Source organism: Enterobacter adelaidei, from assembly GCF_041937165.1.
In the GTDB taxonomy this organism is placed as follows: Bacteria; Pseudomonadota; Gammaproteobacteria; order Enterobacterales; family Enterobacteriaceae; genus Enterobacter; species Enterobacter adelaidei.
In genome coordinates this window covers 2,961,017-2,980,117 of the sequence record NZ_CP154353.1, presented here as the reverse complement: position 1 = coordinate 2,980,117, position 19,101 = coordinate 2,961,017, and the positions used below count along the sequence as shown (strand labels likewise).

Genomic DNA, 19,101 nt, shown 5'->3' with positions numbered 1-19,101 from the left:
AAAAAGGGGTCATCATGGAAAAGTTAACTTGTTTTAAAGCCTACGATATTCGCGGCAAGCTGGGCGAAGAGCTGAATGAAGACATCGCGTGGCGCATTGGTCGCGCGTACGGCGAATATTTAAAACCGCAGACCATCGTGTTGGGCGGTGACGTGCGTCTGACCAGTGAGTCCCTGAAGCTGGCCCTGGCGAAAGGGCTGCAGGATGCGGGCGTGGACGTGCTGGATATCGGTCTCTCCGGGACCGAAGAGATTTACTTTGCCACCTTCCACCTGGGCGTGGACGGCGGTATCGAAGTAACGGCCAGCCATAACCCGATGGACTACAACGGCATGAAGCTGGTGCGCAAGGGCGCGCGCCCAATCAGCGGCGACACCGGCCTTCGCGACGTGCAGCGTCTGGCGGAAGCTAACGATTTCCCGCCGGTGAACGACGCGAAGCGCGGCAGCTACAAAAAAATCAATCTGCAAAAAGAGTACATCGACCACCTGCTGGGCTACATCAACGTGGCAAACCTGAAGCCGCTGAAGCTGGTGATTAACTCCGGTAACGGCGCGGCCGGTCCGGTTGTCGATGCCCTGGAAGCCCGCTTTAAGGCGCTGAACGTGCCGGTGACCTTCGTCAAAGTGCACAACACCCCGGACGGCAACTTCCCGAACGGTATTCCTAACCCGCTGCTGCCGGAGTGCCGCGACGACACCCGCAACGCGGTGATTGAGCACGGCGCGGACATGGGCATCGCCTTTGACGGCGATTTCGACCGCTGCTTCCTGTTCGACGAGAAAGGGCAGTTCATCGAGGGCTACTACATTGTCGGCCTGCTGGCGGAAGCGTTCCTTGAGAAAAATCCGGGGGCGAAAATCATTCACGACCCGCGTCTCTCCTGGAATACCGTCGATGTGGTGTCCGCGGCAGGCGGCACGCCGGTGATGTCCAAAACCGGCCACGCCTTCATCAAAGAGCGCATGCGCGAAGAAGACGCCATCTACGGCGGCGAGATGAGCGCCCACCACTACTTCCGTGATTTTGCCTACTGCGACAGCGGGATGATCCCATGGCTGCTGGTCACCGAGCTGCTGTGCCTGAAGGGACAGACGCTGGGCGAGCTGGTGCGTGACCGTATGGCGGCGTTCCCGGCGAGCGGGGAGATTAACAGCAAGCTGGCGGAGCCAGCCGAGGCCATTGCCCGCGTGGAGCACCACTTTGCCCTGCACGCGCTGGAAATTGACCGCACGGACGGCATCAGCATGGCGTTCCCGCAGTGGCGCTTCAACCTGCGCTCGTCTAACACCGAGCCGGTGGTGCGCCTGAACGTGGAATCCCGTGCGGATACTGCGCTAATGGAAGCACGAACGAAGGACATTCTGGCGCTGTTGAATCAGTAAAAATTCCCCCTCCCGGCGGGAGGGGGAACCGAAAACAGGAACAACGATGACGAATCTAAAAAAACGCGAGCGAGCGAGAACGAATGCATCGTTAATCTCTATGGTGCAGCGTTTTTCTGATATCACCATCATGGTCGGTGGATTATGGGCGGTGTGTCGGATCGGCGGGCTACCGTTCTTATACATGCATCTGCTGATGGCATTGATTGCGCTGGTTGTGTTTCAGATGATCGGCGGGATGACGGATTTCTACCGCTCGTGGCGCGGTGTGAAAATGACCACCGAACTGATGCTGCTGCTGCAGAACTGGACCTTAAGCCTGATCTTCAGCGCGGGCCTGGTGGCGTTTAGCCATGATTTCGATAATCGCCTCGTGACCTATCTGTGCTGGTATCTGCTCACCAGCGTTGGCATGGTGGTCTGCCGCTCCCTGATCCGCTTTGGCGCGGGCTGGCTGCGTAACCGGGGTTATAACCGTCGCTTTGTCGCCGTGGCCGGTGATTTGCCGGTGGGGCAGGTGCTGCTCGACAGCTTCCGCAAAGAGCCGTGGTTAGGTTTTGAAGTGGTCGGGATTTATCACGAACCTAAGCCTGGCGGCGTGCCTGCGGGCTGGGCCGGCAATTATGACCAGCTTATCGACGATGCGAAAGCCGGCAAAATTCACAACGTCTACATTGCCATGCAGATGAAAGACGAATCCCGCATTAAGAAACTGATGCGCGAGCTGGCGGATACCACCTGTTCGGTGATCCTGATCCCGGACGTCTTTACCTTCAACATTCTTCACTCCCGTATTGAAGAGGTGAATGGTGTACCGGTCGTACCGCTGTACGACACGCCGCTGTCGGGTATCAACCGCGTGCTAAAGCGCCTGGAAGATATCGTGCTCTCTTCGCTGATTTTGCTGCTGATCTCTCCGGTGCTGTGCTGCATCGCGCTGGCAGTCAAGCTGAGCTCTCCGGGGCCGGTCATCTTCCGCCAGACCCGCTACGGTATGGACGGTAAGCCGATCATGGTGTGGAAATTCCGCTCCATGAAGGTGATGGAGAATGACAAGGTGGTGACGCAGGCAACGCAGAACGATCCGCGCGTCACCCGCGTGGGTAACTTCCTGCGCCGTACCTCTCTTGATGAGCTGCCGCAGTTTATCAATGTGTTCACCGGTGGAATGTCGATTGTTGGCCCGCGTCCGCATGCGGTGGCGCATAACGAACAGTACCGCTCGCTGATTGAAGGTTACATGCTGCGCCATAAAGTGAAGCCAGGCATTACCGGCTGGGCGCAGATCAACGGCTGGCGCGGAGAAACCGACACGCTGGAAAAAATGGAAAAACGCGTTGAGTTTGACCTGGAGTACATCCGCGAATGGAGCCTCTGGTTCGATATCAAGATCGTCTTTCTGACCATCTTCAAAGGTTTTGTGAACAAAGCGGCGTACTAAGATGAGCTTACGTGAAAAAACCATCAGCGGCGCCAAGTGGTCAGCGATGGCGACCATCGTCATCATTGGCCTCGGCCTGGTGCAGATGACCGTTCTGGCGCGCATTATTGATAATCACCAGTTCGGTCTGCTGACCGTTTCGCTGGTGATTATCGCCCTGGCCGATACGCTGTCTGACTTTGGTATCGCCAACTCGATTATCCAGCGCAAAGAGATTAGCCATCTGGAGCTGACCACGCTCTACTGGCTGAACGTGGGGCTGGGGATTTTCGTGTTTGTGCTGGTGTTCCTGCTGAGCGACACCATCGCCAGCGTGCTGCATAACCCGGATCTCGCCCCGCTGATGCGTACGCTGTCGTTTGCCTTTGTGGTGATCCCGCACGGGCAGCAGTTCCGCGCGCTGATGCAAAAAGAGCTGGAGTTCAACAAGATCGGCATGATCGAAACCAGTGCCGTACTGGCGGGCTTCACTTTCACGGTGGTGAGCGCCCATTTCTGGCCGCTGGCGATGACCGCCATTCTGGGATATCTGGTTAACTCTGCCGTACGTACGCTGATGTTCGGCTACTTTGGCCGCAAGATTTACCGTCCGGGGCTGCATTTCTCACTGGCCTCCGTCTCCTCCAACCTGCGCTTTGGCGCGTGGCTGACGGCAGACAGCATTATCAACTACGTCAACACCAACCTTTCCACGCTGGTGCTGGCGCGTATTCTGGGCGCAAGCGTGGCGGGGGGCTACAACCTGGCCTACAACGTCGCGGTGGTGCCGCCGATGAAGCTGAACCCGATTATCACCCGCGTCCTCTTCCCGGCGTTTGCCAAGATTCAGGACGACACCGAGAAGCTGCGCGTCAACTTCTACAAGCTGCTTTCCGTGGTGGGGATCATCAACTTCCCGGTGCTGCTGGGGCTGATGGTGGTCTCCAGCAACTTCGTGCCGCTGGTGTTTGGCGAGAAGTGGAACGGCATCATCCCGATCCTGCAGCTGCTTTGCGTGGTGGGGCTGCTGCGCTCCGTCGGGAACCCGATTGGGTCCCTGTTGATGGCAAAAGCCCGCGTGGATATCAGCTTTAAGTTCAACGTGTTCAAAACCTTCCTGTTTATCCCGGCGATTATTGTTGGCGGACATATGGCGGGGGCCATCGGCGTCACGCTGGGCTTCCTGCTGGTGCAGATCGTCAATACCGTTCTGAGCTACTTCATCATGATTAAGCCGGTGCTGGGCTCCAGCTACCGTCAGTACATCCTGAGCCTGTGGCTGCCGTTCTATCTCTCATTGCCAACCCTGGCGGTGAGCTACGGTCTGGGTGTGCTCCTCAATGGTCATCTGCCGCTGGCCGCGCTGCTGGCGGTGCAGGTAGCGGCGGGTGCGCTGGCGTTCGGCGTGATGATTGTGCTTTCACGCAATGCGCTGGTGGTAGAGATGAAGCGCCAGTTTTGCCGTAACGAAAAAATGAAAACGCTGCTTCGCGCAGGCTAGTTATTTAAGAGGCCATTATGAAATTATTAATTCTTGGCAACCATACCTGCGGCAACCGTGGCGACAGCGCCATCCTGCGCGGTTTACTGGATGCGATTAACACCCTTAAGCCTGAGACCGAAGTAGATGTGATGAGCCGTTATCCGGTGAGTTCATCCTGGCTACTGAACCGCCCGGTAATGGGTGACCCGCTTTACAGCCAGATGAAACAGCATAACAACGCCGCGGGCGTGATGGGGCGCGTGAAGAAAGTCCTGCGCCGTCGCTACCAGCATCAGGTTCTGCTTTCCCGCGTGACCGATACCGGCAAGCTGCGCAACATCGCTATTGCGCAGGGCTTTACCGATTTCGTCCGTCTGCTGTCGGGTTACGACGCCATTATCCAGGTCGGCGGCTCGTTCTTCGTCGATCTCTACGGCGTGCCGCAGTTTGAGCATGCGCTGTGTACGTTCATGGCGAAAAAGCCGCTGTTTATGATTGGTCACAGCGTCGGGCCATTCCAGGATCCGCAGTTTAACCAGCTGGCAAACTATGTCTTCGGCCACTGCGATGCCCTGATCCTGCGTGAGTCGGTCAGCCTTGAGATGATGAAACGCAGCGAAATTGATACCTCAAAAGTTGAGCACGGCGTGGACACAGCCTGGCTGGTGGATCACCAGGACGACAGCTTCCAGGCAAGCTACGCGGTGCAGCACTGGCTCGACGTGGCGGCGAAACAGAAGACGGTCGCCATTACCCTGCGTGAGCTCGCTCCTTTCGATAAACGTTTAGGCACGACGCAGGCAGCGTATGAAAAAGCCTTCGCCGACGTGGTGAACCGCGTGCTGGACAGCGGTTACCAGGTTCTGGCGCTCTCCACCTGTACCGGTATCGACAGCTACAACAAAGATGACCGCATGGTCGCGCTGAACCTGCGCGGCCTGGTTAACGATCCGTCCCGCTATCACGTGGTGATGGATGAACTGAACGATCTTGAGATGGGCAAGCTGCTCTCTGCCTGCGACCTGACGGTGGGCACGCGCCTGCACTCGGCCATTATCTCCATGAACTTCGGTACGCCAGCCATTGCCATCAACTATGAGCATAAGTCAGCGGGCATCATGCAGCAGCTCGGTATGCCGGAAATGGCCGTGGATATTCGTCATCTGCTGGATGGTTCGCTCGGTGCGATGGTGGGGGATACCCTGGGTCAACTGCCTGCCATCAATGAACGCCTGGCCGTGGCGGTGAAAGCCGAGCGCGAGAAGGGCATTGGGATGGTGAAATCGGTGCTTGACCGCGTTCGGGAGGGGAAATGAAGGTTGGTTTCTTCTTACTGAAATTTCCGCTGTCGTCAGAAACGTTTGTCCTGAACCAAATCACCGCGTTTATCGATATGGGGTATGACGTGGAGATTATCGCCCTGCAAAAGGGCGATACCAAAAACACCCATGCGGCCTATACCCAGTATGGGCTGGAGGCGAAAACCCGCTGGCTGCAGGACGAGCCGTCCGGAAAGCTGAATAAGCTACGCCACCGCGCCAGCCAGACTTTACGTGGATTCCATCGCGCATCGACATGGAGGGCGCTGAATGTTTCCCGCTATGGGTCCGAATCTCGCAATCTGATCCTGTCGGCCATCTGCGGACAAACGGCGCAGCCGTATCGTGCGGATGTGTTTATCGCCCACTTTGGCCCGGCGGGCGTCACCGCCGCGAAGCTGCGCGAGCTGGGCGTGATTGATGGCAAGATCGCGACCATCTTCCACGGTATCGACATCTCCAGCCGCGAAGTTTTGAACCACTACACGCCGGAGTATCAGCAGCTTTTCCGACGTGGTGACATGATGCTGCCCATCAGCGACCTGTGGGCCGGGCGCCTGAAAAACATGGGCTGTCCGGGGGAGAAAATTACCGTTTCTCGTATGGGCGTGGATTTAACGCGCTTTACCCGCCGTCCGGTAAAGGTGCCGGGTAAACCGCTGCAGATCATTTCTGTTGCGCGTTTGACGGAGAAGAAAGGTCTGCATGTGGCTATCGAAGCCTGCCGGCAGCTGAAAGCGCGTGGGGTAGATTTCCACTATCGCATTCTCGGCATTGGACCGTGGGAGCGTCGACTGCGCACGCTGATTGAACAGTATCAACTGGAAGACGTCATCGAGATGCCGGGCTTCAAGCCAAGCCACGAGGTCAAGGCCATGCTTGATGAGGCGGATGTGTTTCTGCTGCCTTCCGTAACGGGAACCGATGGCGATATGGAAGGTATTCCGGTGGCGCTGATGGAGGCGATGGCCGTCGGTATTCCGGTGGTTTCTACGCTGCACAGCGGGATCCCGGAGCTGATTAAGTCTGACCATTCCGGCTGGCTGGTGCCGGAGAATAATGCTATGGCCCTGGCCGATCGATTAGCGGCATTTAGCGACATCGGCCAGCAGGCGCTGGAGCCTGTGCTCCACAATGCTCGACAAAAAGTTGAAACCGATTTTAACCAGCAGGTGATTAATCGCCAGTTAGCGAGCCTGCTGCAAACGCTGTAACGCCGAGGTTGTATGCTGAAAAAGATTACCCGACGCACCTTCGTCTCTTCGCTGTCCGTTCTGGCGGCCACGCCGCTGCTGTCGTCCCGCATTGCGCGGGCGGCAAGCGGAAAGACGGTCTCTGTTAATCAGTACAATAACAACGACTGGATTGCCGCTTTTAAGCAGGCGTTTAACGACGGTGATACGGTCGTTGTACCTGCGGGACTCACCTGCGAAAACATCAATACGGGCATTTTCATTCCCGATGGTAAAACGCTGCTGATCCGCGGGGCATTAACCGGCAACGGCCGCGGCCGCTTTGTGTTGCAGGAAGGCAGCAAAGTGATCGGTGAAGGCGGAGGGCGTACAGAGAATATCACCCTGGACGTTCGCGGCTCTGACTGCGTGATTAAAGGGCTGGCGATGAGCGGTTTTGGTCCTGTGGCGCAGATTTATATCGGCGGTAAGGACCGCAGTGTGATGCGCAATCTGGTGATTGACAACATCACTGTCAGTCAGGCCAACTACGCCATCTTGCGGCAGGGCTTCCATAATCAGGTGGACGGTGCCCGCATCACCAACAGCAAGTTTAGCCACCTGCAGGGCGATGCGATCGAGTGGAACGTGGCCATCAACGATCGCAATATCCTGATTTCCGACCATGTCATCGACAACATTAACTGCACTAATGGCAAGATCAACTGGGGCATTGGCATTGGCCTTGCCGGCAGCACCTATGATAATGACTATCCGGAAAAGCAGACCGTCAAGAACTTCGTGGTGGCCAACATTACCGGCAGCAACTGTCGTCAGCTGGTGCACGTTGAAAACGGAAAACATTTTGTTATCCGCAATATCAAGGCCAAAAATATTACGCCTGACTTCAGTAAAAAGGCGGGAATAGACAACGCCACCGTCGCTATTTATGGCTGTGATAATTTCATTATTGATAATGTCGATATGGTCAATAGTGCCGGAATGTTAATCGGTTACGGGGTGATAAAAGGGGATTATTTGTCCATTCCGCAGAACTTCAAACTCAACAATATTCGTCTGGATAATCGGCAGCTGGCGTATAAGCTGCGCGGAGTACAAATTTCATCCGGTAACGCGACGTCTTTTGTGGCGATTACCAACGTTGAGATGCAGCGCGCTACCCTGGAACTGCACAATAAGCCACAGCATCTTTTCTTACGAAATATCAATGTTATGCAGGAAGCTGCCGTGGGTCCTGCCCTGAAGATTAATTTCGATCTGCGTAAGGACGTTCGGGGCAAATTTATGGCCAAAGACGAGACGCTGCTGTCGCTGGCGAACATCAAAGCCGTTAATGAGAAGGGGCAAAGCTCGGTGGATATTGACCGGGTGGATCAGCAGGTTGTGAATGTGGAAAGGCTGAATTTTGCGCTTCCGCACAGATAATCGACAATCGTCGGTTTTGGGACTATTCCTGGCATAAAAGCGCGATCGAATCAGATTACAACTACAGAAATTTGTGGGGCTAAGGCGTAACATTGCCTGAGGATTACGGCAAAACATGCTGGCGAAAACAGGTTTAAGAGCTATAATTCGTCAACCATTTTAAGGTGGAAGAAATAATGATTAATTTGAAAGCAGTCATTCCGGTAGCAGGCCTGGGCATGCATATGCTGCCAGCCACAAAAGCCATTCCAAAAGAGATGCTGCCGATCGTCGACAAGCCAATGATTCAGTACATTGTTGACGAGATTGTTGCTGCAGGGATCAAAGAAATCGTCCTGGTTACTCACTCGTCCAAGAATGCGGTAGAAAACCACTTCGACACCTCTTACGAACTCGAAGCGTTGCTTGAGCAGCGCGTCAAACGCCAACTGCTGGCGGAAGTACAGTCTATTTGTCCGCCGGGCGTGACCATCATGAACGTGCGCCAGGCGCAGCCGCTGGGTCTGGGTCACTCTATTCTGTGTGCTCGTCCGGTTGTGGGTGACAATCCGTTTATCGTTGTGCTTCCGGACATTATTATCGATACCGCTTCTGCCGATCCGCTGCGTTACAACCTGGCGGCAATGGTGGCACGTTTCAATGAAACGGGCCGTAGCCAGGTGCTGGCAAAACGCATGAAGGGCGACCTCTCCGAGTACTCCGTTATTCAGACTAAAGAGCCGCTGGAGACGGAAGGGCAGGTGAGCCGCATCGTTGAATTCATCGAAAAACCGGATCAGCCACAGACCCTGGATTCCGACCTGATGGCGGTTGGCCGTTACGTACTGAACGCTGATATCTGGGCGGAACTGGAAAAAACCGAGCCAGGCGCCTGGGATCGTATTCAGCTGACCGACGCGATTGCTGAGCTGGCGAAGAAGCAGTCCGTGGACGCTATGCTTATGACCGGCGACAGCTATGACTGTGGTAAGAAAATGGGGTATATGCAGGCGTTTGTGAACTATGGGCTGCGCAACCTGAAGGAAGGGGCGAAGTTCAGAAGCCGGATTGAGAAGTTGCTGGCGAACGACTGATATTTTTTAGACGATTTGTATAAGCGGCAGTCATCATTCAGGTATGTGAGAACATGTCTAAATGGTGACCGCCGTTTTTTGTTATTATTCATACTGATAACACAGAGTTATCTGATTCAAATCTCGACAGATTTGTAACGATTTGTGCTTGTTTCCAGGGGCATTTAGGACGACAATTAACGCCAGTTTTTTGTCTGTATTCAGACCAGAAAATTCATTTCTGCAATTTCAATCAGTGCACTGGTAGCTGTTAAGCCTGGGGCGGTAGCGTGCCTTACCTTCGCAATTGAATATAGAACGAACAGTCATGGCCTATACAGTTTCTCGCGATTCTGCACTCCTCGCGGGCAAAAAAATATCAGATTGAGCAGACAGGGGATATCAATGAAAGTATTGGTGACGGGCGGAACCGGGTTTCTGGGTACTGCTTTAGTCCGGACGTTGAAATCATCAGGACATGAGGTGATATTAACAACGCGCAAGCAGGAGAACCCTGAACAGGGAATTTACAACCTGGGTGATATCTCAGCCGATACCAACTGGGTAAATCTTCTTCAGGGATGCGATACTGTCATTCATACTGCGGGAAGGGCACATATCCTTAATGATGATGCACAGGATGCTTTGGCGGAATTTCGTCGGGTTAATCACGACGCGACTATGAAATTATCTACAGATGCCGCGACCAGTGGTGTTAAGCATTTTATTTTCGTCAGCTCGATCGGTGTCAACGGTAATGCCACTTCAGGAATCCCTTTTTCTGAAGCGTCGGAGCCCCGACCAACCTCTGATTACGCCATTTCCAAGCTAGAAGCTGAGCAAAGTTTGCTTAAAAACTTTGCAGAGAGTCATATGGCGATCACCATTGTCCGTCCGGCATTAATTTGTGGTGAAAATGCTCCGGGTAATATACAGCGTCTTTTAAAACTGGTCTCTAAGAACCTGCCGTTGCCATTTAAAAATGTCAGGAACAAGCGGGCACTTGTGTCACTGAATAATGTCGTCAGCTTTATCAATGAATGCGTCGTTAATGAAAAATCAAAAAATCAACTGTACCTACTCGCAGATGCGGAACGACCTTCAACCGAAGATATGATTAATGCCTTTGCTTCAGGGATGGGGATTAAAGCGAAAGTTATCTATTTCCCTAAAGTTATCCTTAAAATATTACTATCCGCTGTTGGTAAAAGTGGAATTTACGATCAGTTATTTGGTGATCTTGAAGTCGATGCAACCAAATCGCGGGAACACTTACACTGGAGACCCCCGATAACGCTTCATGAAACTATGAAAAAAACGGCGAAATATTATATTGAAGGTAATAAATAATGGTGAATTTGGGGATTGTAATATTCTCTTTTTTAGTATCATGCGTGCTGACCTGTGGGTTACGCGGTTATGCCATTAAGCATAATGTTATCGACCGTCCAAATCAGCGAAGCTCGCATTCTGTGCCGACGCCGCGAGGTGGCGGGGTGGCTATTGTTCTGACGCTCCTGGTGGCGTTAGTATGGTTTTATTTTAGCCGCGAGCTGACATTAGAGAGCTTCTTAGGTTTGTTCATTCCAGGTTTAATTGTTGCCATCATCGGTTTCCTTGACGATCATGGTCATATCGCGGCTCGCTGGCGTCTATTGATGCATTTTACGGCCGCGGCAATTGGCATCTATTTCTTAGGCTCTTTCCCGGTAATTACGCTGTTTGGTTACGATCTTTCCTTGTCCTGGATTGGTATGATTCTCGGCTGTGTTTATCTGGTCTGGATGCTAAATTTATATAATTTCATGGATGGGATTAATGGCTTAGCCAGCGCAGAGGCAATCACATTTGCCGCATGTAGTGCGGTGTTGATTGTTGTAAACCAGTACACTGACGCGCCTGAAAGTATTTATCCGCTGACGCTTGCTCTTATCGGTGCCGCTGCTGGCTTTATTGTCTGGAACTTCCCGATAGCGAAAATCTTCATGGGCGATGCCGGTAGTGGTTTCCTTGGGATAACTATTGGGTTGATGATCCTCCATATTGCGAAAGTAGATACGCATTTCTTTATTGCAGAATTATGCTTGCTGGGCGTATTTATCGTCGATGCCACTACAACATTGCTGAGGAGAGTTGTAGCGGGCAAGAAAGTCTATGAAGCGCATGCCAGCCATGGCTATCAAATCCTTGCCAGAAAATATGGCAGCCACGTTCCGGTGACAATGATGGCAATTGCCGTCAATCTGCTGTGGCTCTTCCCTATCGCCTTTTTTATCGCCTCAGCCAAGATTGATGGTGTTGTTGGACTGATTGTCGCCTGGCTCCCGCTTTTCGCTGTTGCGCTCAAATGTGGTGCGGGCGTTAAAGACAAAGAGAGCAACGTCAATGCATAACTTAATGATTTTGGGGGCGGGTGGCCATGGGCGTACACTCTGCGAGATGGCGAGACTCCTGGGATATACGGATATCGTTTTTCTTGACGATAATGCATCCCCCATCCATGACACAAACAAACTCATTATTGGTAAAATTTCAGAACTACAGTTACATATCGAAAAGGCCAGTCATGTAGCGATTGGTATTGGAAATAATAAACTCAGAGAACAGCTCTATCAGCAGATTATTAGCTTAGGTATTCATCCCGTTACGCTTATACATCCCTTTGCATTTATCAGCCCATCGGCGACCATTGCTGAGGGCTCTGTCGTATTAGCGGGAGCAGTGGTTGGTGCCAATGCGAGATTAGGTGCAGGTACGATTGTAAATAGCCATTCGACAGTAGATCATGATTCTACTCTAGGCGATTTTGTTCACTTAGGTGTTGGTGTTCATCTCGCTGGCGGCGCTGTAATTGGGAAATCAGCGTTTCTGCAGGCGGGTACAGTGGGTGGTTATAATGCAATAGTGCATGATTACTCAGTGTGTCCTGCTGGTACTATTTTATAAACTGAATGCAAGCTTTAACGAGGCGACCAGTTTTTAGTATGCTAAATTATTTAATATCTTTATCCAGACCGATAAAACGTATTATTACACTTTCGATAGATGTTGTGCTTCTCTTATGTGCATTTTGGTTTGCATTTTGGGTACGCATTGATTCTATGACTCCAATATTTAGTACGGAGCATTGGTTATTTATATTTTCAATAATTATCGTCACCCTGGCGATATTTGTTAAGCTAGGGCTTTATCGCGCCGTCATTCGCTATATTACTGCAAAAATATTACTAGTAGTTACAGTAGGGATGGTTATATCATCCATTTTGCTTATTATCGCAGCGTTTTATACTAATCTCTATTTACCAAGAACGATTCCATTCATTTATTTCTCGTTCGGTTTACTGCTTATTGCCGGATCGCGGCTGGGTATGAGGATGTTGGTAAATCGTGGATTGAATCTGGGCACTAGGGTGGTGATTTATGGTGCCGGTGCATCGGGCCGTCAGTTACTGCCGGCGCTGAGCCAGATGGATGAATATTATCCCGTTGCTTTTGTCGATGACAACCGCGCTCTGCAAGGTCAGGTGATTCACGGCGTCAGCGTTTTCGCGCCGGAAAAACTGCCATGGTTGGTAGAGAAATACGAAGCGAAGAAAATTCTGCTTGCCATGCCAAGCGCCAGTCGAGCCAGGAAGAACGAAGTCATTAAAACACTGGAAGGTTTGCCGTGCGAGGTACTCTCCATTCCAGGAATGGTCGATCTTGTGGAGGGCAAGGCTCGTATTGATTCCTTGCGCAAAGTCGTTATTACAGACCTACTGGGGCGCGATCCTGTCTCTCCCATTCCGGAATTGATATCCCGTAATATTAATGGGAAAACAGTTATGGTTACTGGGGCAGGAGGGTCCATTGGGTCTGAACTATGCCGACAGATAATTAAAAATAAGCCGAAACAGCTTATTTTGTTCGAACTGTCTGAGTTCTCACTGTATTCCATCGATTCAGAGCTGCGTAATCTGAATCTTAGTCAAGAATTCAAGGTTAAAATTTATCCAATCCTCGGCAACGTACAGGATAAAGAGCATCTTGAAAGGTTAATCAAAGCATTCAACGTCGACACGATTTATCATGCGGCGGCCTACAAGCATGTTCCACTTGTCGAGTTCAACGTTCTTGATGGAGTCCGCAATAATATCTTCGGTACGCTGAGTTGCGCTCAGGCTGCAGCGCGTTGTGGTGTAGAGAACTTTGTTTTAATTTCAACCGATAAAGCCGTACGGCCTACCAATACTATGGGGGCGACCAAACGAATGGCGGAGCTAGTGCTGCAAGCCCTGGCGAAGGAATCCAGCAAAACCTGCTTCAGTATGGTTCGCTTCGGCAACGTATTGGGTTCGTCAGGTTCGGTTGTGCCGTTGTTTGAAAAACAAATTGCAGCGGGTGGTCCTGTAACTCTGACCCATGAAGATATCACTCGTTATTTTATGACTATTCCTGAAGCGGCACAGTTGGTAATTCAGGCTGGAGCTATGGGCACGGGCGGTGACGTTTTTGTGTTGGATATGGGAGAACCCGTTAAGATCCTCGAGCTTGCGCACCGCATGATTATGTTGCAAGGGCTAACCGTTCGTGATGATAAAAACCCCTATGGTGACATTGCGATAAAAACGACGGGTCTGCGACCCGGTGAGAAACTGTATGAAGAGTTGCTTATCGGCGACAATGTATCTGTAACCAAGCACCCGCGTATCAGGACTGCTAACGAAGTGATGTTGCCGTGGACTGAGATGAGCATTATTCTCCACGAACTCGACAATGCCTGCCGTGAGTTCGATTACGAGCGTGTGCGTGAGATACTCTTGCAGGCACCTGCAGCGTTCAATCCAACTGATGGTATCTGCGATTTACTCTGGAATGAAAAGTTAAGTTAAAATTGCAGAATATCATTTTCTCCGCCCTGGATGAGTGTCGAAAGATACCAGGGCTGCGTCATGTAATAGATTGTTTTTTAAATGTTAAGAGCGAAATAAACGTGAAAATTCTGGTCACCGGTGGAGCAGGCTTTATTGGGTCTGCAGTGGTACGACACATTATAAATGATACGCAAGACTCTGTTATTAACGTCGATAAACTGACTTACGCAGGAAATCTTGAATCGCTGGCTGATGTCTCGCACAGCGATCGCTATCATTTTGAACATGCCGATATCTGCGACAATGACGCTATGGCGCGTATTTTTGCAGAGCACAAGCCGGATGCTGTGATGCATCTGGCCGCCGAGAGCCACGTTGATCGCTCGATTACCGGCCCGGCAGCATTTATCGAGACTAACATTCTTGGCACCTATGTGCTGCTGGAAGCCAGCCGCAAGTACTGGTCTGAGTTAAGTGCTGAGAAAAAAACGGTATTCCGGTTCCACCACATCTCAACAGATGAAGTGTATGGCGATCTTCCGCATCCTGATGAAGTCGCAAAGGGAGCCAAGCTGCCTTTATTTACTGAAACCACTGCCTATGCTCCAAGCAGCCCGTACTCTGCTTCTAAAGCGTCCAGCGACCATTTAGTCCGTGCCTGGCTGCGCACCTATGGTTTCCCTACAATTGTCACTAACTGTTCCAATAACTACGGTCCCTACCACTTTCCGGAAAAACTTATACCTCTGGTAATCCTCAATGCGCTGGATGGAAACCCCCTACCGGTTTACGGTAAAGGTGACCAGATCCGCGACTGGCTGTACGTTGAAGATCACGCTCGCGCGTTATATACCGTGGTGACGCAGGGCAAGATTGGCGAAACCTACAACATCGGCGGCCACAATGAAAAACAAAACCTTGATGTGGTAAATACTATCTGCTCCTTGCTGGATGAGATTGTGCCGAAGGAAGGCTCTTATCGCGACCAGATAACCTATGTGGCTGACCGTCCGGGTCATGACCGCCGCTACGCGATTGACGCAGAGAAAATTGGTCAGGAGCTGGGCTGGAAGCCTCAGGAGACCTTCGAAAGTGGCATTCGCAAAACCGTAGAATGGTACCTGGCGAACACACAATGGGTAGAGAACGTGAAAAGCGGTAACTACAAATCGTGGATTGAAGAAAACTATGGGGATCGTGCTTAATGAACATCCTGTTGTTTGGCAAAACAGGGCAGGTGGGATGGGAGCTACAGCGTGCTCTTGCGCCACTGGGTAATTTGATTGCTGTTGACGTCCATTCGCAGGAGTACTGCGGTGATTTCAGTAACCCTGAAGGCATTGCAGAAACTGTGCGCCGTATTAAGCCTGATGTGATCGTTAACGCGGCTGCGCACACCGCAGTCGATAAGGCCGAGTCAGAACCAGAATTAGCTCAGTTGCTGAATGCAACGAGTGTCGAGGCGATTGCCAAAGAGGCTGAGAAATTGGGGGCTTGGGTTGTTCATTATTCCACTGATTACGTATTCCCGGGTGATGGGAATACGCCGTGGCTGGAAACGGACGCCACAGCACCGCTCAATGTTTATGGTGAAACCAAACTTGCTGGTGAAAAAGCGTTAAGTGAAAATTGCTCACGGCATTTGATCTTTCGAACTAGCTGGGTTTATGCCGGTAAAGGGAATAATTTTGCGCGTACTATGCTGCGACTGGCAAAAGAGCGCTCTGAGCTGTCTGTTATTAATGACCAATTTGGAGCACCTACAGGGGCTGAATTATTAGCAGACTGCACGGCTCATGCAATTAGGGTTGCTCTGATTAAACCCGAAGTAGCAGGTACATATCATCTGGTTGCCAGTGGTACGACAACCTGGTATGACTATGCCGCGCTGGTATTTGAAGAAGCGCGTAAAGCAGGAATGGAGCTGGCATTAACCCAACTTCATGGGGTACCAACCAGTGCTTATCCAACCCCTGCACGACGTCCGGGAAACTCCCGTCTCAATACCATAAAGTTCCAGCAGAATTTCAACCTGGTACTGCCGCAATGGGAAGTGGGGGTTAAGCGTATGTTGACGGAGTGGTTCACAGCAACAGCGATTTAATAATGCTCATGATGCCTGGGAAAGGGCATCTCATGAATATAGAGATGATGAAATGAAAACGCGTAAAGGTATTATTCTGGCGGGTGGCTCTGGTACTCGTCTGTATCCGGTAACTATGGCTGTCAGCAAACAATTATTACCTATTTATGATAAGCCGATGATTTACTATCCACTATCAACACTGATGCTAGCTGGAATTCGGGATATTTTAATTATTAGTACTCCTCAGGATACTCCGCGTTTTGAACAACTCCTGGGGGACGGCAGTCAGTGGGGGCTTAACCTACATTATAAAATTCAGCCAAGCCCTGATGGTCTTGCTCAGGCCTTCATTATTGGTGAAGAATTTATCGGCAATGATGATTGCGCTCTGGTTTTGGGAGATAATATATTCTATGGACATGATCTGCCAAAATTGATGGATAGCGCTGTAAATAAAGAGGGAGGCGCGACGGTTTTTGCATACCATGTGAATGATCCTGAACGCTACGGCGTTGTCGAATTCGATAAGAGTGGTACGGCTATCAGCCTCGAAGAGAAACCTCTGGAACCGAAAAGTAATTATGCGGTAACGGGGCTCTATTTTTATGATAACAGTGTCGTTGAGATGGCGAAGAACTTGAAACCGTCAGCACGTGGTGAGTTGGAAATCACAGATATTAACCGTATCTACATGGAACAAGGTAAACTTTCGGTTGCCATGATGGGACGTGGCTACGCATGGCTGGATACAGGGACTCACCAGAGTTTGATTGAAGCGAGTAACTTCATCGCTACAATCGAAGAGCGTCAAGGACTGAAGGTTGCCTGTCCTGAAGAAATTGCCTATCGTAAAGGCTTCATTAATGCTGAGCAAATAGCTCAATTGGCGAAGCCCTTAGCAAAAAATAATTATGGGAAATATCTTCTAAAAATGATTGATAAAAAATTCTAATAACTCATTTTCTCAAACAATAAAGAAAGTAGTGGTGCTGTCACATTTTTACATGAGCATGTGAATGAATTTTTAAATTAGACAGAATTACTATAATTAGAGCAGCAATGAGGAAGTGTGGGGATTATATGCATTTTAGTGTGTTAATGTCGCTCTATGACAAGGAGAAGCCTTCCTATTTGGAAGAGTGTCTTGAAAGTTTGGCAAATCAAACGGTAAAAGCGGATGAAATCGTTCTTGTTTATGATGGCCCTATCAACACAGCTTTAAGCACAGTAGTTGATAGATGGTCAATGTCATTACCTATCAAGATTGTAGCATTAAAAAAGAATGTTGGGTTAGGGCAGGCGTTAAATGAAGGAATGAAACATTGCACCTATGATTATGTCATGCGGATGGATACGGATGATATATGTCAACCAACTCGTTTCGAGTTACAATCTGCATTTATGGAGTTGAACCCTGATATTGATATTTCAGGAAGTTGTATCCGTGAGTTTATAGGTGATAAAAAGAATATCGTATCAGAAAGAAAAGTTCCGCTTTCTAACGAAGAAATCAAAAAATTCGCCAGGCATAAAAATCCGTTTAACCATATGACTGTCATTTTCAAAAAATCCAGTGTCCAGTCTGTTGGAGGATACCAGCACCATTATCTTATGGAAGATTATAATTTATGGTTGAGGTTACTAGGGAGTGGATTCAAAGCTGGCAACCTGGAGGAATCTCTGGTGTTGGTCAGAGTCGGAGCAGATATGCTGGTTAGGCGACGCGGACTGAAGTATGTTTCAAGTGAGTATAGACTTGCTCAAATTAAAAGAATTACTGGTTTTCAAAATATGTTAACTTCTCACTACTATTTTATTTTGAGAAGCATTCCACGGCTATTGCCATTATGGGCTCTTAAGCGAATATATAATATTACACGAAAATAGTACTACCTCCGCGAGTTACTGATTTAGATAGAGGCTTTGATGAAAATTTCTAATACTTCGCTCAGTGATGTTCTGATTATCGAACCTCGAGTATTTCATGATGAAAGGGGCTATTTCTTTGAGAGTTTTAACGAAAAAAACTTCAAAGATAATATAGATCCTAATGTCAGTTTCAAACAAGATAATCAGTCAAGATCTGTTAAAGGAGTTTTGCGTGGATTGCACTATCAAGAAACCCCTTTTGCGCAAGGGAAACTTGTTAGATGCGTTACAGGTCAGGTTTTTGATGTGGCTGTTGATATCCGCAAAGAATCGCCTACTTATGGGCAATGGGTAGGTGTTATTTTATCAGAAGAGAATAAAAAACAGCTTTGGATCCCTGCTGGATTTGCACACGGTTTTTTAACTTTAAGTGAGCATGCAGAATTTCTTTATAAAACTACCGATTATTATTCTCCGGCACATGAACGTTGTATAAAATGGGATGATAAGGACTTGAATATAGAATGGCCAAAAATGGAATACATCATTTCTGAGAAAGATCAGAATGGTTCAACCTTTGCTTCATTAAACGTTCAAGGTAAATAATGAAAATCAATTTTATCCCACTTCAAAAGCATGGTGATGATCGTGGTTCATTAGTCGCCTTAGAAGAAGAGAATAATATCCCTTTTAGTATTAAAAGAGTTTACTACATCTTTGATACTAAAGAAGGTGTTCGTAGAGGTTTTCATGCGCATAAAAAATTAAAACAGGTTGCGATCGCCATAAAAGGTTCTTGTCGTTTTCTGTTGGATGATGGGACAGAGAGGATTGAGGTTGTTTTGGACAATCCAGCGCAGGGGCTTCTCATTGAGTCATGTATTTGGCGTGAGATGTATGATTTCTCAAGCGATTGCGTATTAATGGTATTAGCTGACAGTCATTATGACGAAAATGATTATATTCGTGACTATGATGCATTCACCATTTACGCTAACAAAAAGACCGAAGTTTAA

17 protein-coding genes are annotated in these 19,101 nt (G+C 49.7%); all 17 read left to right on the top strand.

Annotation, left to right across the window (positions count from 1 at the left end):
• Positions 1-14: 14 nt before the first annotated feature.
• The 17 genes from cpsG (at position 15) to AAHF05_RS14415 (ending at position 19,101) form a co-directional block, all read left to right on the top strand.
• Positions 15-1,385: a colanic acid biosynthesis phosphomannomutase CpsG gene (cpsG, locus tag AAHF05_RS14495; protein ID WP_129325206.1), complete on the top strand. Its 1,371-nt coding sequence runs from the start codon at positions 15-17 to the stop codon at positions 1,383-1,385.
• 46 nt (positions 1,386-1,431) lie between these two features.
• Complete coding sequence (gene wcaJ, locus AAHF05_RS14490; protein ID WP_028018512.1) at positions 1,432-2,826, top strand: undecaprenyl-phosphate glucose phosphotransferase; 1,395 nt, start codon at positions 1,432-1,434, stop codon at positions 2,824-2,826.
• Position 2,827: 1 nt separating this feature from the next.
• On the top strand, positions 2,828-4,306 hold the full coding sequence (gene wzxC / locus AAHF05_RS14485; RefSeq protein ID WP_129325205.1) for a colanic acid undecaprenyl disphosphate flippase WzxC: 1,479 nt from the start codon (positions 2,828-2,830) through the stop codon (positions 4,304-4,306).
• A 17-nt stretch (positions 4,307-4,323) separates the two neighbouring features.
• Positions 4,324-5,604 (top strand): colanic acid biosynthesis pyruvyl transferase WcaK, encoded by a 1,281-nt coding sequence (wcaK, locus tag AAHF05_RS14480; protein WP_129325204.1) that lies wholly within the window; start codon positions 4,324-4,326, stop codon positions 5,602-5,604.
• Entirely contained in the window at positions 5,601-6,821 is a 1,221-nt protein-coding gene (gene wcaL, locus AAHF05_RS14475) for a colanic acid biosynthesis glycosyltransferase WcaL (RefSeq protein WP_129325203.1), read from the top strand. Before wcaK ends, wcaL begins: the two co-directional genes overlap by 4 nt.
• A gap of 12 nt (positions 6,822-6,833) precedes the next feature.
• Positions 6,834-8,225: a colanic acid biosynthesis protein WcaM gene (wcaM, locus tag AAHF05_RS14470; protein WP_129325202.1), complete on the top strand. Its 1,392-nt coding sequence runs from the start codon at positions 6,834-6,836 to the stop codon at positions 8,223-8,225.
• A gap of 176 nt (positions 8,226-8,401) precedes the next feature.
• Complete coding sequence (galF, locus tag AAHF05_RS14465; RefSeq protein WP_017383282.1) at positions 8,402-9,298, top strand: GalU regulator GalF; 897 nt, start codon at positions 8,402-8,404, stop codon at positions 9,296-9,298.
• A 384-nt stretch (positions 9,299-9,682) separates the two neighbouring features.
• Positions 9,683-10,627, top strand: coding sequence for an NAD-dependent epimerase/dehydratase family protein (locus AAHF05_RS14460; protein WP_129325201.1), 945 nt, complete (start codon positions 9,683-9,685; stop codon positions 10,625-10,627).
• Positions 10,627-11,670 (top strand): glycosyltransferase family 4 protein, encoded by a 1,044-nt coding sequence (locus AAHF05_RS14455; protein WP_129325200.1) that lies wholly within the window; start codon positions 10,627-10,629, stop codon positions 11,668-11,670. Before AAHF05_RS14460 ends, AAHF05_RS14455 begins: the two co-directional genes overlap by 1 nt.
• Entirely contained in the window at positions 11,663-12,223 is a 561-nt protein-coding gene (locus AAHF05_RS14450) for a sugar O-acyltransferase (protein ID WP_129325199.1), read from the top strand. Before AAHF05_RS14455 ends, AAHF05_RS14450 begins: the two co-directional genes overlap by 8 nt.
• A gap of 155 nt (positions 12,224-12,378) precedes the next feature.
• The gene (locus tag AAHF05_RS14445) at positions 12,379-14,148 is read left to right on the top strand and encodes a polysaccharide biosynthesis protein (protein ID WP_374936347.1); all 1,770 of its coding nucleotides are present in this window, start codon (positions 12,379-12,381) and stop codon (positions 14,146-14,148) included.
• 101 nt (positions 14,149-14,249) lie between these two features.
• The gene (rfbB, locus tag AAHF05_RS14440; protein WP_129325197.1) at positions 14,250-15,335 is read left to right on the top strand and encodes a dTDP-glucose 4,6-dehydratase; all 1,086 of its coding nucleotides are present in this window, start codon (positions 14,250-14,252) and stop codon (positions 15,333-15,335) included.
• Positions 15,335-16,234: a dTDP-4-dehydrorhamnose reductase gene (gene rfbD / locus AAHF05_RS14435; RefSeq protein WP_129325196.1), complete on the top strand. Its 900-nt coding sequence runs from the start codon at positions 15,335-15,337 to the stop codon at positions 16,232-16,234. Before rfbB ends, rfbD begins: the two co-directional genes overlap by 1 nt.
• Positions 16,235-16,286: 52 nt before the next feature.
• Positions 16,287-17,168 carry a glucose-1-phosphate thymidylyltransferase RfbA gene (gene rfbA, locus AAHF05_RS14430; protein WP_129325195.1) on the top strand — a complete coding sequence of 294 codons (882 nt, stop codon included), beginning with the start codon at positions 16,287-16,289 and terminating at the stop codon, positions 17,166-17,168.
• A 128-nt stretch (positions 17,169-17,296) separates the two neighbouring features.
• Positions 17,297-18,103: a glycosyltransferase gene (locus AAHF05_RS14425; protein ID WP_129325194.1), complete on the top strand. Its 807-nt coding sequence runs from the start codon at positions 17,297-17,299 to the stop codon at positions 18,101-18,103.
• Between the two features lie 39 nt (positions 18,104-18,142).
• Complete coding sequence (gene rfbC / locus AAHF05_RS14420) at positions 18,143-18,691, top strand: dTDP-4-dehydrorhamnose 3,5-epimerase (protein ID WP_164989125.1); 549 nt, start codon at positions 18,143-18,145, stop codon at positions 18,689-18,691.
• Complete coding sequence (locus tag AAHF05_RS14415) at positions 18,691-19,101, top strand: FdtA/QdtA family cupin domain-containing protein (RefSeq protein WP_129325192.1); 411 nt, start codon at positions 18,691-18,693, stop codon at positions 19,099-19,101. Before rfbC ends, AAHF05_RS14415 begins: the two co-directional genes overlap by 1 nt.

Excerpts from the sequence above, each read along its gene's own strand:
- cpsG (WP_129325206.1), top strand. The coding sequence starts at position 15 with ATGGAAAAGTTAACTTGTTTTAAAGCCTACGATATTCGCGGCAAGCTG.
- wcaJ (WP_028018512.1), top strand. The coding sequence starts at position 1,432 with ATGACGAATCTAAAAAAACGCGAGCGAGCGAGAACGAATGCATCGTTA.
- wzxC (WP_129325205.1), top strand. The coding sequence starts at position 2,828 with ATGAGCTTACGTGAAAAAACCATCAGCGGCGCCAAGTGGTCAGCGATG.
- wcaK (WP_129325204.1), top strand. The coding sequence starts at position 4,324 with ATGAAATTATTAATTCTTGGCAACCATACCTGCGGCAACCGTGGCGAC.
- wcaL (WP_129325203.1), top strand. The coding sequence starts at position 5,601 with ATGAAGGTTGGTTTCTTCTTACTGAAATTTCCGCTGTCGTCAGAAACG.
- wcaM (WP_129325202.1), top strand. The coding sequence starts at position 6,834 with ATGCTGAAAAAGATTACCCGACGCACCTTCGTCTCTTCGCTGTCCGTT.
- galF (WP_017383282.1), top strand. The coding sequence starts at position 8,402 with ATGATTAATTTGAAAGCAGTCATTCCGGTAGCAGGCCTGGGCATGCAT.
- AAHF05_RS14460 (WP_129325201.1), top strand. The coding sequence starts at position 9,683 with ATGAAAGTATTGGTGACGGGCGGAACCGGGTTTCTGGGTACTGCTTTA.
- AAHF05_RS14455 (WP_129325200.1), top strand. The coding sequence starts at position 10,627 with ATGGTGAATTTGGGGATTGTAATATTCTCTTTTTTAGTATCATGCGTG.
- AAHF05_RS14450 (WP_129325199.1), top strand. The coding sequence starts at position 11,663 with ATGCATAACTTAATGATTTTGGGGGCGGGTGGCCATGGGCGTACACTC.
- AAHF05_RS14445 (WP_374936347.1), top strand. The coding sequence starts at position 12,379 with ATGACTCCAATATTTAGTACGGAGCATTGGTTATTTATATTTTCAATA.
- rfbD (WP_129325196.1), top strand. The coding sequence starts at position 15,335 with ATGAACATCCTGTTGTTTGGCAAAACAGGGCAGGTGGGATGGGAGCTA.
- rfbA (WP_129325195.1), top strand. The coding sequence starts at position 16,287 with ATGAAAACGCGTAAAGGTATTATTCTGGCGGGTGGCTCTGGTACTCGT.
- AAHF05_RS14425 (WP_129325194.1), top strand. The coding sequence starts at position 17,297 with ATGCATTTTAGTGTGTTAATGTCGCTCTATGACAAGGAGAAGCCTTCC.
- rfbC (WP_164989125.1), top strand. The coding sequence starts at position 18,143 with ATGAAAATTTCTAATACTTCGCTCAGTGATGTTCTGATTATCGAACCT.
- AAHF05_RS14415 (WP_129325192.1), top strand. The coding sequence starts at position 18,691 with ATGAAAATCAATTTTATCCCACTTCAAAAGCATGGTGATGATCGTGGT.